The organism is Vreelandella olivaria (genome assembly GCF_023507745.1).
GTDB lineage: Bacteria > Pseudomonadota > Gammaproteobacteria > Pseudomonadales > Halomonadaceae > Vreelandella > Vreelandella olivaria_A.
The window spans coordinates 80407-97138 of sequence record NZ_JALPZO010000155.1; the positions used below are offsets into that span (position 1 = coordinate 80407).

The following is a 16732-nucleotide window of genomic DNA, read 5'->3' on the forward strand; positions in this document are numbered from 1 at the left end:
CAGCACCGAGATGTTATTCTTACCTGATTCACTCTTGACCATTGACAATGATGAGACAACCCATGGGCCAGCCACTCTCTACACCCAGCCAACTGCGTGAAAGTGCGCTGCGCACCCTGCAAATTGAACAGGCCGCCATCGGTGGCCTGCAGGGAAAGCTTGATGAGAACTTCGATCATGCCTGCCAGTTGATCCTTGCCTGCAAAGGGCGGGTGGTCGTCACTGGCATGGGCAAATCCGGGCATATTGCCGGCAAATTAGCGGCCACACTTGCCAGCACCGGAACACCGGCTTTTTTTGTCCACCCTGGCGAAGCCAGCCACGGAGATCTGGGCATGATTACTCGTGGCGATGTCGTATTGGCACTGTCAAACTCTGGCGAGACTGCCGAGGTAACCGCTCTTCTACCGCTGCTTAAACGACTTGGCACCCCCCTTGTCAGTATGACTGGCCGCCCGGGATCAACACTGGCCAAGCATGCTGATGCCCACCTGAATAGCGGTGTTGAACGCGAAGCCTGCCCTCTCGACCTTGCCCCCACCAGTTCAACAACAGCGGCGCTTGCCCTGGGTGATGCCCTTGCCGTGGCATTATTAGAGGCACGGGGCTTTACCGCTGAAGATTTTGCGCTTTCACACCCTGGCGGCAGCCTGGGCAAACGCCTGCTCTTGAGAGTGAAAGATTTAATGCACGACGGTGCACGGCTGCCACAGGTTGCACTGGGCAGCCCGCTTCGCGATGCCCTGCTTGAAATCACCCGCCAGGGTTTGGGCTTTACCTGCGTGGTAGATAGCAATGGCCGCTTAGCCGGTATTTATACCGATGGTGACCTGCGCCGTACACTGGATCAGTTTCACGACCTGCGTGAAGTGTGCGTAGATGATGTTATGACCCGTCCTGGCAAACGGATTGGCCCCGAAGTGCTGGCTGCAGAAGCCGTGCGCATTATGGAAGATAGCCGTATTACCGCCCTCGCGGTAGTCGATGAACAGCAACGTCCCATTGGTGCCTTACATATGCATGACCTTTTGGCCAGCGGCGTTATCTAATAGCCTTGCTCAACTACTATTAAATGGAGGCTTTATGGCCCTACCTGATGCTCTACTTGACCGCATTCGCCGCATACGCCTGTTCGCCCTGGATGTAGACGGCGTCCTGACTGATGGCCGCCTGTATTTTCAGGCCGATGGTATTGAGATAAAAGCGTTTCATACCCAGGATGGTCATGGGCTTAAATTATTAAAGCGTGCCGGTATTCATGTGGCGCTCATCACGGGCCGTGACTCCCCAATGGTCAGCCAGCGTGCGGCCTCCTTAGGCATCACCCACGTATACCAGGGTTGTGAAGATAAACTCTCGGCACTAAAAGCACTCTGCCAGCGCCTGGGCATTACCTTGGAGCAGGTCGCCTACTGTGGCGATGATTTACCAGACCTGGCAGCCATCAAACGGTCAGGTATCGGGATTACAGTACCCAATGCACCTGACTACATGCACACCCATGCCGACTGGATTACCGACCGCCTGGGCGGACACGGCGCGGTACGCGAAATCTGTGACACACTACTCACGTCCCAGGGCCATTGGGATGCGGTGATGGACACCTACCTGCACAGGCATGTGTGATGGTTAAACGGGTTAAAAGGCGCATCTGGCTGGCGGGGTTAGTGGTTACACTGGGCGCGATGCTGGTGTGGATTGACCCACGCGGCCCACAGGACAGCACGCCAGACCCAGAGGCTCAGGCTCAGGAACCGGGGCATGTGCTGGAGAACGCTGAAATCACTCTGTTCGGAGAAACAGGAACCATCCAGCAATCGCTGCAGACACCCTATTTAGTCCATACACCGCAAAGCGCTTTGACGGAAGCAACCTCACCCAGAGCGACGCTGTTCGATAATGAACAACGTCGTTGGTTAGCCACTGCCGACTCCGGCACGCTTAATACCGATACTCTGGCGCTGACACTATCAGGCTCTGCAAGACTGCTTGCCCCAGATGAAGGCTGGCAGTTAGATACAGAGTTATTACAATATAACGGTGTCACACGCCACGCATGGAGCGAAGTACCGGTAGAGCTGCAACAGCCGCCACAACACATCAGCGCTTCACGCATGGATGTATGGTTAGACGACAGCCAGGTCCGCTTAACAGATAATGTGCGCGGCTCGCACCCACCCGCCACACAAACCCCTTAGGAGTCGCCATGAAAGTACTTATCCGCACCGCGCTTTTTGCTCTGGCGGTGCCGCTCTCAGCGGCTGCCCAAACCAGTCAGCTCCCCGTAGAGGTCGAGGCTGACCGTCTCGATCTTGACCAGCGGGCAGGTACTGCTGTGTATACAGGCAATGTCGATATACGCCAGGGCAATATGCAGCTGCGTGGCGAGCGTGTCGAAATCCAACGCAACGATGCCGGCGAACTCTCACGAGCCACCGCGACCGGTGAGCGCGCCTACCTGCGTAACCAGCTGGAAGGCGAAGATGTTCCCATGGAAGGCTGGGCACGGCGTATTGTTTATCATGTCACCGAGCGCCGCGTTGAGCTCATTGATCAGGCGGAACTTATCCAGAAGGGAGATCGCTTCCAGGGAGGGCGCCTGGAGTACTTCATTGACCAAGAGGTCGTGCAGGCCCGCTCTGACGTTAGTGGCAGCGAGCCACAGCGAATTCGCATGACTCTCCAGCCGGCCCAATAGGGAGTTCATTTGTGGCGACAACCAACACCATGGCAACCCCCGAATCAACGCCAGTAAAGACACTTTACGCCCACCACCTGGCCAAAAGCTACAAACGCCGCCGAGTGGTTAAGGATATTAATTTAGAAATTGCCCAGGGTAGCGTTGTTGGACTGCTCGGGCCCAACGGCGCCGGCAAAACCACCTCGTTCTATATGATTGTAGGCCTGGTAAAATCCGATGCTGGTAAGGTTGGCATTGATGAACTGGACCTAACCCGCGCTCCCATGCATGAGCGTGCTATGGCTGGCATTGGCTATCTGCCCCAGGAAGCCTCTATTTTCCGCAAGCTATCGGTGGCCGATAACATTATGGCCATCCTGGAAACCCGCAAGGAGCTTGACCGTAGCGCCCGTGAGCAGCGTTTGGAGGCGCTACTTGAAGATTTTCATATTACCCATATCCGCGACAATCTGGGCATGAGCCTGTCCGGTGGCGAGCGCAGACGAGTTGAAATTGCCCGGTCACTGGCCACAGAACCTGCCTTTATCCTGCTCGACGAGCCTTTTGCAGGTGTAGATCCTATCTCTGTAGGAGAGATAAAAACCATCATTAGAGCGCTCAAACAGCGCCATATTGGCGTCCTGATCACAGATCATAATGTTCGTGAAACACTGGATATTTGCGATATTGCCTATATTGTTGGCGATGGTCATATCATCGCCAGCGGTGCCCCCCAATCGATACTCGACAACCAAAAGGTTCGCGAAGTTTATCTTGGGGCTGATTTCCGCCTGTAAACAGGCACCTGCAGCAAAATTACTTTTAGTGGCATACTTATTGCACTTGCACCGAGCCATAACTCGCACTAGGGTGGAGCTTTCCGATTAACGAGTGGTTCTCAGATGGTCATGAAAGCTTCTCTCCAACTGCGTATCGGTACCCAGCTGACCATGACACCTCAGCTGCAGCAGGCGATTGCACTGCTACAGCTGTCCACACTGGACCTCCGTCAAGAAATCCAGCAGGCGTTAGATGCAAACCCGATGCTGGAACAGGAAGATGAGTTCGGTGAACAGACGGTCAGTGAGACACCAGAAGTGGAATGGGCTGAAAGTATTCCCACAGAGCTTTCTGTTGATAGCGACTGGTCAGACACCTACCAGGACATGGGTAGTGCAGGCGGCAGCAGCAGCGAAGGCCCGGATTTTGAGCGTCAGGCGGCTGGCCAAAGCCTGCATGGTCACCTGCTTTGGCAGTTGGCAATGACCGACTTCTCCTTGCGCGAGCATACGATTGCCGAAAGCCTGATCGATGCTCTCGATGCCAACGGTTACCTCACACAGCCACTGAATGACATTCGTGAAGGGCTAAAATCCCAAGACCTGGAAGGCCTGAGCCAGCGCGAAGTCGAGAATACCTTACTGCGCTTACAACAGTTTGAGCCAACGGGCGTCTTTGCCCGGGATTTGCGGGAGTGCCTAATGTTACAACTGGCCTCGCTACCCGAAGACACACCGCTCCTGGTGCCTGCAAAACGACTGGTTCGTCAATTTCTTGAGGCGCTAGGCAAAGATGATATACGGCTCCTGAAACGGCGTTTAAGCCTGGATGAAGAGCAACTGGGCGATGTTATACGTTTAATTCGCAGCCTTGACCCACGCCCAGGTAGCGCTTACGGCGTTACCGATGAGAGCTATATCACCCCGGACCTGGTAGTACGCCACGATAACGAAGGCTGGCACCTCGAATTAAACCCAGAGGCTCTGCCACGCCTGCGCATCCAGCCCGACTATGCCAGCTTAATCAAACGGGCAGACAAGAGTCAGGACAACCAGTTTTTGAAAGAGCATTTGCAGGAAGCCCGCTGGCTAATCAAGAGCCTTTCAAGTCGCAATGATACACTTCTACGGGTGGGCCGCGAGATCATCGCCCGCCAAATCGGCTTTTTGGAGCATGGCGAGGAGGCCATGAAACCACTGATTCTGGCGGATATTGCCGAAGCTGTTGAGATGCATGAGTCCACCATTTCCAGGGTCACCACCCAGAAATATATCCATACCCCCCGCGGAGTTTTCGAACTCAAATACTTTTTTTCCAGCCAGGTTAGCGGGCAGGATGGCAGCGACAGTCACTCAAGCACTGCAATACGCGCACGACTAAAAAAACTTATTCAGGAAGAGCCTCCGGGCAAGCCCCTCTCAGACAGCCGTCTGGTTACTCTGCTGGAAGCAGGCGGTATTATGGTTGCCAGACGTACGGTGGCGAAATATCGCGAGTCGATGGGTATTCCGTCCTCGAGTGAGCGGCGCCGTTTGCGCTAGTTAAACGGAAACTCTGCACTAAGGCTTTGCAAGCGCGCAAAAAGGGTTACAATCGAAGTACAGTCCGACGGATAAGGAGCACGTCAATGCAAGTAAATATCACTGGTCATCACGTAGAACTGACTGACGCCTTGCGTGACTATGTTAACGAAAAACTGGAACGCGTTGAGCGCCACTATGACAACATTACAACAGTCCAAGTGACCTTATCTGTTGAAAAGGAGCGCCAGCAGGCTGCCTGTACGCTGCATGCGGCAGGTGCCGACTTACACGCCGAAGCATTAGATAGTGATATGTACGCCGCCATTGATGCACTGGCAGACAAAATTGATCGTCAACTCGTTAAACACAAGGAAAAAGCACAAGCCCGCGCCCAAGGCGCTGGCGTGCGTTAATTCAATGACGTTGGAAACCATCCTCCCCCCGGAACGCGTGCTCTATGACGTTCCCGGGGGCAGCAAAAAGCGGGTGCTGGAATTCTTCAGCACCTTTATTGCCCAAAACACACCCAGCCTGGATAGCCAGGAAGTGTTCAATCGTTTGATTGGTCGTGAACGCCTGGGGAGCACAGGGATCGGCAACGGTGTTGCCATTCCCCATGCCAGAAGTCCCCACTGCAGCTCACCGATTGCCGGCTTTTTAAAGCTTGCAGAGCCAGTCGACTTCGATGCGATTGATGGCGACCCTGTGGATTTGGTGTTTGTCTTGCTGGTGCCGGAAGAGGCTGATGACACTCACTTAGCGTTACTGGGTCAAGTCGCTACCATTATGAACGATGCAGACACACGGCAGCGGCTGCGTAAAAGCGGTAGCCAGCGCGAACTTCTTGACCTTATTACATCCAAAATCCGGGAGCAGTCGGCACAGTAAGCATTGTCCACACGACTTAGCCACTGCTTGTGCTGCGCGTCATCCTTACTTATCCCTGACAGGCCAAGAGAGTCTTTATGCAACTGGTGATCATTAGCGGCCGTTCTGGATCCGGTAAATCTATCGCCTTACAAGCGTTGGAAGATCTTGGCTACTATGCCATCGACAACCTGCCAGCCATGTTGCTCGGCTCTCTGGTGGATGAGCTGCGCGAGCAGGGAGAGCGCACCCATCTAGCAGTAAGTATTGATGCGAGAAACCTGCCAACCGCACTTGAGCGGCTGCCCGCTCTTTTGGAAGAGCTCAAACAGCGGCAAATCCGCTTCCAGGTTATCTACCTGACCACCGATGCACGGATTCTCTTAGAGCGTTATTCGGCCACGCGCCGCCGCCATCCACTCACCCGCGATAGCGACATGACGCTTGAAGAAGCGATCAACAAAGAAGAGGAGACACTACTTGAGATACGTGACCTTGCCGACCTGATGATCGACACGTCACGTTTGTCGGCGCATGACCTGCGACGCAGAATTGCCGACCAGGTTGCTCACCAGCACAGAGGTCAGCTAACCCTTACCTTTGAGTCGTTTGGTTATAAACGTGGCGTTCCCATGGATGCCGACATCGTATTTGATATGCGCTGCCTGCCCAACCCCTACTGGGACCCCACGCTGCGTCAATACACGGGGCGAGACGCCAACATTGTCGCCTTTCTCAGTGGCTACCCGATCGTAGAAACCATGAGTAACGATATTCACCAATGGCTGGAGAAATGGCTTCCAGCCTACCAAAACAGCCAGCGAAGCTACATGACCGTTGCCATTGGTTGTACCGGAGGACAGCATCGCTCTGTTTATATGGTCGAACAGCTGGCACAAAAACTTGTAAAACACACCGGGGAAGTTCAGTTACGACACCGTGAACTGGGGATTCAATACACCCTAAGCGAGCAACAGGCGCAACCACTAGCCTCGGTTTCGGTCAAATCCGATTAGCTTTTTAGCGCTTTGCACATTAATACCTATCATTAACGACACCACTCGGCAAAAAGGAACCAGGGTGCCAGAAAGAACCTTAACTCTTACCAATCAGCGCGGCCTGCATGCGCGTGCAGCCACTAAACTGGTCAAATGTGGTCAACAATTTGCAGCCAACATTTACGTATATAAACAGCAAAAAATGGCAGATGCTGCCAATATCATGTCACTACTGATGCTGGCGGCCCCTTGCGGTACTGAACTACGCGTAATAGCCGAAGGTGATGACGCCGAACAGGCCCTGGACGCAATACAGGCACTGTTCGACGCGCGATTTGATGAAGACCAGTAGCAGGGAAACCAGGATTGACTGGACGGGGTTCCAGTAGCCAATGAATAGTAATTTGACCACTAGACCCCATCCATCTGGATTCCTTAGCTACCCGCCACCGTCATGGCATCCATCAGCCAACTACCCGTATGTATACTCCCCCGGGTATCAACGTCATCACCAATACCAACCACCCCTGAGAACATAGCAGTCAAATTACCCGCGATGGTGAACTCCTCAATAGGATATTGCACCTCACCGTGCTCAACCCAGAACCCTGCGGCACCTCTTGAATAATCGCCGGTGACACCATTCACCCCCTGCCCCATTAGTTCGGTGACCCATACTCCCCGCCCCATCTCCTTCAACAGCCTATCGCGGCTTTTATGAGGAGCTACCAGGCGGATATTCCGTGCGCCCCCCGCATTGCCCGTGGTTTGCATACCTAAGCGGCGAGCGCTGTAGGAGGAGAGCATATAGCTGGCTATTTTGCCCTGATCAATAAAGCGGTTATTGCGTGTCTGTACGCCTTCACTGTCAAAGGGAGAGCTTGCAGTTGCCCCCACCTCCATAGGCCGCTCCTCCAAGCTAAACCAGTCGGGAAACAGCGGCGTCCCTAACCGGTCACATAGAAAAGATGCCTGGCGATAAAGGGCCCCGCCTGCCAGCGCCCCCATCAGATGCCCAATTAACCCACTGGCAAGCGTCGGGTCAAACAACACCGGGAATGTACCTGTAGGTGGCCGCTTTGCACCCAGGCGCCTTAGGGTACGCGCAGCCGCCTCACGCCCCACACTCGCCGGATCCCTTAGCATTTTGGGGTCACGGGCCGAGGTATAATCGTAGTCCCGCTGCATACCATTGTCGTCCTGAGCAATCAGCATGCAGGAGAGTGAGTGGCTGCTACCCTTTTGAGTGCCCAGAAAGCCATGGCTATTAGCATAGACACGCACCCCCTCACCGCTGGAGAGCGACGCCCCCTCAGATTGATGGATACCTGCCACGTCACGACCTGCCTGTTCACAGGTCAGCGCAAGCTCAATAGCTTCATCGGTTGTCAATGACCATGGATAGTGAACTTTCAGGTCTGGCAGATGCGTTGCCATCAGCTCAGCATCCGCAAGCCCGGCAGCTGGGTCTTCACCGGTATAGCGGGCAATCGCCAGCGCTTTTTCCACAGATGCTTTAATGGAGGCACTGCTGGCATCGGTTGAGGAAGCACTGCCTTTACGCTGCCCAACATAAACGGTAATGGCAATCCCTTGATCCCGGGACAGCTCAACGGTTTCCACTTCACCTAAACGCACGCTTATACCAACACCCTGGTCAACGCTGGCGCCTACTTCAGCGGCATCAGCCCCCAGTTGCTTTGCCAGTGCCAGCGCTTCTTCTGCTCGCGCTGTTAGCAGCGACTGCTGTGACGTAGCATCAAATGCCTGTGCCATATGGTCTCCTTTTCGCCTGAATCGCGTTGGCGAATCAATGTTGTTGTCGCAACTGATATAATGCTGCAAACGAAACTGATCAGTGAGTTCTAATATGCCCAAGCAACGCCCCGAGCCTGTCGATAGTGATGAACAGGAAGAACGCCCAAGTAAATCGCAGCTCAAGCGAGAAATGCATGCGCTACAAGCGCTTGGCGAAACCCTAATCGCCATGAAGCCGGCTGAGCTAGCCCGTTTTCCGCTTTCCGACGACATGCTGCGCGCCATTGAAGAGACGTCCCGCATCCGCTCCCATGAAGGGCGCCGCCGCCATATGCAATATGTCGGCAAGCTTATTCGCAAAGAGGACCTCACGGCTATTCAAGGGGTATTCGATGCCATCGAGCAGGAGAAAGAGCAGCGCGACCATGCCTTTCACCGGCTGGAAAAATGGCGTGACCGCTTAATCGACGAAGGCGATGCTGCGGTTGACCTGTTTATGGCGGAATACTCCGACGGCGACCGCCAGACGCTGCGCCAACTAGTACGCAATGCACGTAAGGAGCGCGAACAGGGTAAGCCGCCTATCAGCTCGCGTAAGCTATTTAAACACTTACGCGATACCCTGGCCCTATAAATAAGGGTTAGGACGACTGGGTGCCCCCTACGGTCAGCTCATCCAGCTTTAAGGTGGGCTGGCCTACTCCCACGGGCACACCCTGCCCCTCCTTACCACACACGCCTATCCCAGTATCCATCTCCATGTCATGGCCAATCATGGAAACACGTCCCATCGCTTCAGGACCGTTACCGATCAACGTGGCACCTTTAACGGGCGCGGTAATGCAACCATCCTCAATGAGGTATGCTTCACTGGCAGAGAACACAAATTTTCCTGAGGTAATATCCACCTGCCCTCCACCAAAACTGGCCGCATAGATACCCCGCTTAACACTTTTAATAATATCCGCCGGTTCATCCTGACCAGCCAGCATGACCGTATTGGTCATCCTCGGCATCGGCAGGTGTGCAAACGACTCCCGCCGCGCATTGCCCGTAGGGGTCATGTTCATCAGGCGCGCATTGAGTTTGTCCTGCATATAGCCAGTAAGAATGCCATCTTCAATTAACAGCGTATTCTGGCCTGGCGTTCCTTCATCATCGACACTTAACGAGCCCCGGCAATCCAGAAGGGTGGCATCATCCACTACCGTAACGCCTTTAGCGGCCACCCGCTGCCCCATACGCCCGGCAAAAGCGGAACTGCCTTTTCGGTTAAAATCCCCCTCAAGGCCATGGCCTACCGCTTCGTGAAGAAGGATGCCTGGCCAACCGGCCCCCAGCACTACCGGCATCTGGCCGGCAGGGGCATCTATCGCTTCCAAATTCACCAGCGCTTGGCGCACGGCTTCTTTTGCATACCACTCAGCAACATGCTCATCACGCAACCTGGACATGGAGTAACGACCGCCACCGCCTGCGCTGCCGCGCTCTCTACGCCCGTTTTTGACCGCGATAACACTGACGTTAAAACGCACCAAGGGACGAATATCTGCCGCGAGGGTTCCATCACTTGCACGCACTAATACGACTTCATAGGTGCCTGACAAAGAAGCACTGACCTGGCTAATACTGGGATCAGCCGTCCGGGCTACGCGATCCGCCTCTTTCAGCATGGCCACTTTTTCTTCGGCGGTTAACCCTGCCAACGGATCAAGCCCGGCATAGAAGGGCGGCGCAGCGATAACCCGTACCGCCTGCCCCGTTAGTTGTTTGCCGCTGCGCACAATCCCCGCAGCTGTACGACCAGTATCGACCAGTGCATCTGCGCTAATCTGATTGGAATAAGCAAAACCGGTTTTTTCACCGGCAAGCGAACGAACTCCCACGCCCCCATCAATGTTATAGCTGGCCTCTTTCACTTCACCATCTTCCAGTACCCACCCCTCTTGCCAGGTACGTTGAAAATAGAGGTCCGCATAATCAATGCCAGCCCCCATCGCGTAACCCAACCCAACATCAAGCGCGTCAAGGTCAAGCTCACCAGGCGTTAATAAAATGGAAACAGCAGTATCTAAATCGCTCTTATGTGCGGTCATTAAGGGCCTTCTAAGATAACCTGCGGCGACGTCCAGGGACCTCGCACGCGATAATGAATTGTGGTCGCCCGATCCAGGGCATCGCCAAACAGCTGGTCGGCAATAAATAACGCTCCACCCACGATGGGCGCCCCCACAGCGATGGCCGCGATTGGCAAACTTTGGGTGACTGGCAGTGAGACGCCCAGGCGCTGGTCGAGTTCACGCTGTATAAGGTTAACGCTACCGGTAAGGGTCAGCGTGGTAGCCGGCGCTTCAATACGCAAGGGTCCGCGCAGCATTAGCTGGCCGCCTGCCACATCCGCCGTTCCATAGACTCTATCGAAGGCAGTGCCTTGCCCGGTGACATCGGAAAAGTCCAAACGCAATCGACGCAGTATGTTGTCGAAGTTAAGTAATCCCACCAAACGCGCAGGAGTTGAGTCCAGCGTTACGAAACGTCCATTGCGTATATCAGTACTAAGCTCTCCGCCTGCCCGGCTCAAATCGAACTGCCAGGGAGCACCCGGCCACATCAGTTCTGCATCTATACTGGTCGTGCGGCTACGCATGGCAACAGGTTGGTCAAGACGCTCCAGCGCTGTACCTACATCGCCACCCTGGATAGTGATATCCGCTCGCGTACGGCTGTTGACCGCGCTACCTTCCCAGAACAGTTCTCCCCGGACAGAAAGCTGACCAAGGGTAAGCCCAACCGGCGACAGCGAAAAACGCTGGTCATTCGTTTGCCAGTAAGCCGTTAACGGCCCAAAGCGGCTCTCTCCAATGGTTACCTCTGCCAGTCGCAGCCTTCCATCAGGAAAATCAGCCAGCCAGGAGGGAATAGGCACTACCGACGCATGTTCAGTTTCCACAGCCTCTACCCAGGAGGCTGGAGCAGGAGTATCGCTATCATGCTCTTTCGATGGCATATCGAGTAATCGATCCACTGCAAGCGAAGTAAGCATAATATCCAGCGGCCGGTCTGCGTCCGGCTGATACGCTACGCGGCCAGCCCCCAGATCACCGCTTAGCCGTACACCAATCTGCTGGCCTTCAATACTGCCTGAAGCATTGAGTTCGCCGAAACATTCGCCGCGGTAGCGCAGACAGGGCGTGCTGAACATCATGGAAACAGGCATTGCAAAGCCATCAAACGACCTACTCGCATGTGATTGGCCCTGCATTAGCGGTGCTAGCGATGCCTGCCACGCCATGAGGTCCAGCTCAGGCAATTCTGCCGACACCTGCACACCAGGCTGGGCTGGCCAGGAACGCAATGGTGCTGCGCCTGCTAACGCCAATTCACCGGCTAACCTGCCGCTCTGTAAGCGTTGTATACGGGCACTCGCCACCCCGGCTAACTGCGTCTCCAGGCGACCACTGGCAGTATCGGCGGTCAACCGCCACGACCAAGGCTGGTCTGCAGCTTTATCAAAGGGCGCTGGCAAATGGCTCACAACGCCCAGTAAGCGGCTTTCCAGGGTTACGCTGGGCGTTGGCTCGATACGAACCAGCCCACTCCACTGGGTTCTGCCTTCAAACACTTGCCGCCCCTGCTCAGGTGAAATATTCGCGAGACGAAACAGAGCAGCGGTATCAAGATCGCCATGTAAAGCGATTCCCTCCTCCTGGGTATTAATATCTGCCTCTATATGTCCCCCAAGGAGCTGCCCATGCGCATTACCCAACAAGGTGTTGTTTTGGCCATGCTGTTGCCATGTCAACTCACCCCCTACGTTAGTTAAAGGGAGCGCTAATGGCTGGTAAGCAATGGTGGTGAGGTCAGGGATTGCATGTATCTCCAGTTGTAATGACTCAGGGTTTTTTAACGGCAGCGATAATGCAATATCGCCCTCTACGCTTCCTGCGGCATGCACATCACTGAGTAGCGACATATCGACATCTGGAATCGCCTGAAGGAGCTCGATGAGTGATTGGCCATCACTGCTTAAACGCCCGGAGAGGTTTAATAACTCGTCGGCCATTACCAGCTCACCTTCAGACGCCTCGACCCCATGGCTCTGAGCACGATCAATGCGTGCCTCCAGTACTTGTCCTCTCCAGAGCAGGCGCCCTTCCACTTCATCCAACCGCGGCCACTCAGGCGCTATAGGCAGATGCCCCTGGGTGATCGACAGTGCCAGGGTGGCCGACAATTGATCAACTGACACATTGGCAGATAGCGGCAAACTAAGCTGCAGTGAGCCTCTGGGCACATACCCGCCCACATCATCCAGCAGCCACTCACGTAGCTCAGTTTCAAAGGTCTTGATGGGTAACCACTGGGATAAGGGATACTCAAGGGCATCCACATTAGCAAAATCAATGTCAAGGCCAAATTGGCCACTTTGATTACCTGTTACCAGACCGAATCCCCCGCTGACCTGAGCGCCATCCCAGTCGGCATGCAGATTCCGGCCACTAATCATGGTATTTGGGCCATCATATACCCACTCCACGACCCCTTCGGCATGACGCAGCTGCATGGGCGCAGCAAACAGCTCAGGGAAGTGGAGGGTGCTATCTCCAGCGCTGTTAAACGTTACCCGGCCACGAAAATCCCGTGCTTGCACCCAGGCGTCCAATGGACCACCACCTGGCGCTTGCTGCCAGGGCAGCACGGTAACATTGGTCAGCGCAGCGTCAACGCCCCAGTGCCCCTCATGCTGCCCCACACGCAACCCTTGAACCTGACCACTGGGCGAAAGGGTTTGCAATACCCGGGTTACTGATTCAGGCAGTAGTACATACTCACGCCATGCCACCAGTGACGCAAGTTCAAAGGCACTGGTGCGTAGCTCCCAACTCCCCGGCTGGTGGGTTAAATACCAGTGCTGGGGTAGTGCCGGACCATCGCTGACTCCTTCTGGCTGCACCCACTCCGCGCTTTCCGCATTACCGCTTAACCACGCCTCGCCACCGTCATCATCCCTCTGCCACAGGCCATTTGCTTCAATATCTCGCAGTATGGCGTACTGGCCGTTATGGCGCAGAGTAAGCTGCGGAATATCCACTTCAAGCCGGGCCTCATCAAGCCCCCCGGCATGCCAACGCCCCCACAGCTTGACGACACCGCCAGCCTGCTCCACATGCGCCATATTCTCAGGCCGAAGCACCGCCACCAGCGCCACCAGGTGATCAAGTTGCATATCCAACTGCAGTGCGGCTGAAAAGTCGCCAAACCCTCGCCGCCCCGGCTGCATTTCAGCCTGCATGTTCAACGCGGGTAGCGCTTCTTCACTCCGTTGGCTGGGCGATTCCAGAATATTGATCGCCCCTTCCAAGCGGGTGCGCCGCTCATCGCCAGTAAGCAACAGACGAGGAGCATGTAATGTTGCCTCCTCCTGCCGCCCGTGTAATACCACAAGGGTATTATCAACCCACAGGCGTTGGCGCAAAATAATACCTGCCCACTTGTCGATTGCCGCTAAATTCAACTCCGGGTCTGGCGCCAGGAAAAGAGGTAGCTCCGCAGGGTCAGGCCATCCCCAGATCACGTCCTCCTGTTGATACAGGTGGAATTCAAGCCCCGATACGCGGGCATCATTAAACACCGGAGCGGCATTGAGCAGTGAGGCCCAACTATCAAGCCTCAAATGAGCGCTTTCGAGGGACATAAGATGCTGCCCCACTGGTGTTACGGCCTCCAGGCCCTCTATTCGTAAGGCAAGATCGTTGCGTTCCAGCGTAAGAGACAGATGTTCTATAGAGACAGGCACACCAATACGCGCTTCCAGCAGCGCTTCTATCTTTGGTGTTAATGCCCCCACCTGACTAATCAACAGGCGCATCAACAACAATAAAACAGCAAGTGAACCAAGGAACCAGGCCAGTGCCGGTAAGCACCATCGAGCCAGCGAACGTAGCGCCATCATTACATCAGCACAATATCGTACTGTTCTTGGGAATAGTGCTGCTCTACCTGGAAGCGAATCGTCTTATTGATAAACGTTTCAAGGTCAGCCACGGCCGCCGACTCCTCATCAAGCAGACGATCCACTACTGGCTGAGACGCCAGCACCATATATGTTTCAGCACTATATGCTCGCTCTTCACGCAATATTTCGCGGAAAATCTCATAACAAACCGTTTCCGGCGTTTTCAAGGTGCCCCGCCCGTGGCAGGTTGGGCAGGCCTCACACAGTGTTTGCTCCAGGCTTTCCCGTGTGCGTTTACGAGTCAGTTGCACCAGGCCCAGCTCAGTGACTCCGGTACACTTGGTTTTGGCATGGTCACGCTCAAGTGCTTTTTCCAATACCCGCAACACCTGACGCTGATGCTCAACATCCACCATGTCGATAAAATCAATAATGATGATACCACCCAGGTTACGTAATCGTAGTTGACGGGCAATGGCAGTAGCCGCCTCCAGATTCGTTTTAAAGATGGTTTCTTCAAGATTACGATGCCCGACATAGCCACCGGTGTTGACATCAATTGTTGTCATGGCCTCGGTCGGGTCAATCACCAGATATCCCCCGGATTTCAGCTGAACTTTGCGTCCCAGTGCTTTTTGAATCTCATCTTCAACACTGTAGAGGTCAAAAATGGGGCGCTCACCGGGATAGTACTCAATACGTTCGACCGCATCAGGCATAAACTCTTCAGCGAACTCCACCAGCTTGACGAAATTCTCGCGGGAATCAATACGCACTTTCTCGATATCATCACGCATGACGTCACGCAGTGTGCGCATGAAGAGCGGTAAATCATCGTAAATCACCCGTGGTGGCGCTGCAGTGATTTTGCGCTCACTGACTTTACGCCAGATACGCAACAGAAAATACATGTCACTGGCCAGCTCTTCATCACCGATACCTTCCGCCGCCGTACGCACAATAAAGCCGCCAGTGACGTCGATGGTCTGCTCTTCAATACTTTTATCAAGCAATGCTTTTAGACGCTCCCGTTCTCGCTCATCTTCAATGCGCTGGGAGACGCCATGGTGAGGAGAGTCCGGCATATAAACAAGATAGCGCGAGGGAATTGACAGGTGTGTTGTAAGCCTCGCCCCTTTGGTCCCTATCGGGTCTTTAGTCACCTGAACGACCAGAGCCTGCCCTTCATGAAGCAACTGCCCAATGGTTTGCTGCTCATCACTGGGAGTACCCGATGGCATCACCTCATGGGCGTGAATAAAGGCGGCACGTTCCAGGCCAATATCAACAAAGGCAGCCTGCATACCAGGCAGCACGCGCACTACTTTGCCTTTGTAGATATTACCTACGATACCACGCCTGCGGGAGCGCTCTATCAGCGCCTCTTGCAACACGCCATTCTCCACCAGCGCAACGCGGGTCTCCATTGGCGTTAAATTGATGAGGACTTCACCGCTCATGCAAAATTCCTTATTGAGTCACATATTCCTTACCAGCGCAGCAGACGGTGAAACGGCGGTCTCAGCTACTACGGAATCGCCCCGCCCAAATTGGCACCCCTTGCTGGCATAGCAAGCGTGTCGTTTCGAATAGCGGCAATCCCACGACTGCCGAGTGGCTGCCGTGAATTTCCTCAACAAACACCGCTGCCAAGCCTTGAATGGCATAGCCACCGGCTTTGTCTGCGGGCTCACCAGTTTGCCAATAGCGGGCTATTTCAGTTTGCTGGATGACACGCATCTTAACGTGCGTTGTTACACAACAAGAGAGTACACCCTGAGGGCCTGTTACCGCGACTGCTGTCAGCACCTGATGGGTACGCCCTGATAATTGCGCAAGCATTGCCGCAGCATTCTGCTCGTCACGTGGCTTACCCATAATAGCGCCATCAATCACCACCGCCGTATCCGAGCCTAACACCGGAAGCGTGGTCTTCGACACCGCCAGTTTTGCCTTGGCAATGGCCAGCCTCTCCACATAGACATCGGCAGGCTCATCGGCCAGCGGCGTTTCATCCACATCGCTTGGCAGCACGCTCACCTCAACTCCAATTGAGGCCAGCAAGTCTCTACGCCTGGGTGAAGCAGACGCAAGGCATAACACAGGGTTACCTACAGGTGTTATCACCGATGGCGGTTGCTGAAACGGTGGCATTGCTACTCCTTGGGGG

At 54.6% G+C, this 16732-nt stretch carries 16 protein-coding genes; 11 read left to right on the top strand and 5 right to left on the bottom strand.

The annotated features are described in order from the left end of the window. Nucleotides 1-62: 62 nt before the first annotated feature. From HP566_RS18620 to HP566_RS18665, 10 genes are all read left to right on the top strand, one after another. Entirely contained in the window at nucleotides 63-1049 is a 987-nt protein-coding gene (locus tag HP566_RS18620) for a KpsF/GutQ family sugar-phosphate isomerase (protein WP_249978811.1), read from the top strand. A gap of 34 nt (nucleotides 1050-1083) precedes the next feature. After that, a complete protein-coding gene (locus tag HP566_RS18625) occupies nucleotides 1084-1626 on the top strand; it encodes a KdsC family phosphatase (protein WP_249978812.1) in 543 nt (180 codons plus the stop codon). After that, a complete protein-coding gene (gene lptC / locus HP566_RS18630) occupies nucleotides 1626-2198 on the top strand; it encodes an LPS export ABC transporter periplasmic protein LptC (RefSeq protein ID WP_249978813.1) in 573 nt (190 codons plus the stop codon). Before HP566_RS18625 ends, lptC begins: the two co-directional genes overlap by 1 nt. Nucleotides 2199-2206: 8 nt before the next feature. Further along, nucleotides 2207-2698 carry a lipopolysaccharide transport periplasmic protein LptA gene (gene lptA, locus HP566_RS18635; RefSeq protein WP_249978814.1) on the top strand — a complete coding sequence of 164 codons (492 nt, stop codon included), beginning with the start codon at nucleotides 2207-2209 and terminating at the stop codon, nucleotides 2696-2698. Between the two features lie 29 nt (nucleotides 2699-2727). Continuing rightward, on the top strand, nucleotides 2728-3477 hold the full coding sequence (gene lptB / locus HP566_RS18640) for an LPS export ABC transporter ATP-binding protein (RefSeq protein ID WP_249978882.1): 750 nt from the start codon (nucleotides 2728-2730) through the stop codon (nucleotides 3475-3477). 105 nt (nucleotides 3478-3582) lie between these two features. Beyond that, nucleotides 3583-5001, top strand: coding sequence for an RNA polymerase factor sigma-54 (locus tag HP566_RS18645; protein WP_249978815.1), 1419 nt, complete (start codon nucleotides 3583-3585; stop codon nucleotides 4999-5001). Between the two features lie 86 nt (nucleotides 5002-5087). After that, on the top strand, nucleotides 5088-5396 hold the full coding sequence (gene hpf / locus HP566_RS18650) for a ribosome hibernation-promoting factor, HPF/YfiA family (protein ID WP_007114683.1): 309 nt from the start codon (nucleotides 5088-5090) through the stop codon (nucleotides 5394-5396). A gap of 4 nt (nucleotides 5397-5400) precedes the next feature. Continuing rightward, entirely contained in the window at nucleotides 5401-5871 is a 471-nt protein-coding gene (ptsN, locus tag HP566_RS18655) for a PTS IIA-like nitrogen regulatory protein PtsN (protein WP_249978816.1), read from the top strand. Nucleotides 5872-5948: 77 nt separating this feature from the next. After that, nucleotides 5949-6866 carry an RNase adapter RapZ gene (rapZ, locus tag HP566_RS18660; protein ID WP_249978817.1) on the top strand — a complete coding sequence of 306 codons (918 nt, stop codon included), beginning with the start codon at nucleotides 5949-5951 and terminating at the stop codon, nucleotides 6864-6866. 64 nt (nucleotides 6867-6930) lie between these two features. Beyond that, a complete protein-coding gene (locus tag HP566_RS18665) occupies nucleotides 6931-7200 on the top strand; it encodes an HPr family phosphocarrier protein (protein ID WP_249978818.1) in 270 nt (89 codons plus the stop codon). Between the two features lie 83 nt (nucleotides 7201-7283). Here the strand turns inward: HP566_RS18665 and pmbA are convergent, their stop codons facing one another. After that, a complete protein-coding gene (gene pmbA / locus HP566_RS18670) occupies nucleotides 7284-8624 on the bottom strand; it encodes a metalloprotease PmbA (RefSeq protein ID WP_249978819.1) in 1341 nt (446 codons plus the stop codon). Nucleotides 8625-8718: 94 nt separating this feature from the next. On the opposite strand from pmbA, the gene yjgA reads away from it, so the two are divergent. Beyond that, complete coding sequence (gene yjgA / locus HP566_RS18675) at nucleotides 8719-9240, top strand: ribosome biogenesis factor YjgA (RefSeq protein ID WP_249978820.1); 522 nt, start codon at nucleotides 8719-8721, stop codon at nucleotides 9238-9240. A 7-nt stretch (nucleotides 9241-9247) separates the two neighbouring features. Here the strand turns inward: yjgA and tldD are convergent, their stop codons facing one another. The 4 genes from tldD to HP566_RS18695 all read right to left on the bottom strand — a co-directional run bounded on the left by tldD (nucleotide 9248) and on the right by HP566_RS18695 (nucleotide 16716). Next, the gene (gene tldD, locus HP566_RS18680) at nucleotides 9248-10702 is read right to left on the bottom strand and encodes a metalloprotease TldD (protein ID WP_249978821.1); all 1455 of its coding nucleotides are present in this window, start codon (nucleotides 10700-10702) and stop codon (nucleotides 9248-9250) included. Beyond that, a complete protein-coding gene (locus HP566_RS18685) occupies nucleotides 10702-14556 on the bottom strand; it encodes a YhdP family protein (RefSeq protein WP_249978883.1) in 3855 nt (1284 codons plus the stop codon). Before HP566_RS18685 ends, tldD begins: the two co-directional genes overlap by 1 nt. Nucleotides 14557-14558: 2 nt before the next feature. Continuing rightward, the gene (gene rng / locus HP566_RS18690; RefSeq protein WP_249978822.1) at nucleotides 14559-16022 is read right to left on the bottom strand and encodes a ribonuclease G; all 1464 of its coding nucleotides are present in this window, start codon (nucleotides 16020-16022) and stop codon (nucleotides 14559-14561) included. A 61-nt stretch (nucleotides 16023-16083) separates the two neighbouring features. Beyond that, entirely contained in the window at nucleotides 16084-16716 is a 633-nt protein-coding gene (locus HP566_RS18695; RefSeq protein ID WP_249978823.1) for a Maf family protein, read from the bottom strand. Between the last annotated feature and the right edge of the window lie 16 nt (nucleotides 16717-16732).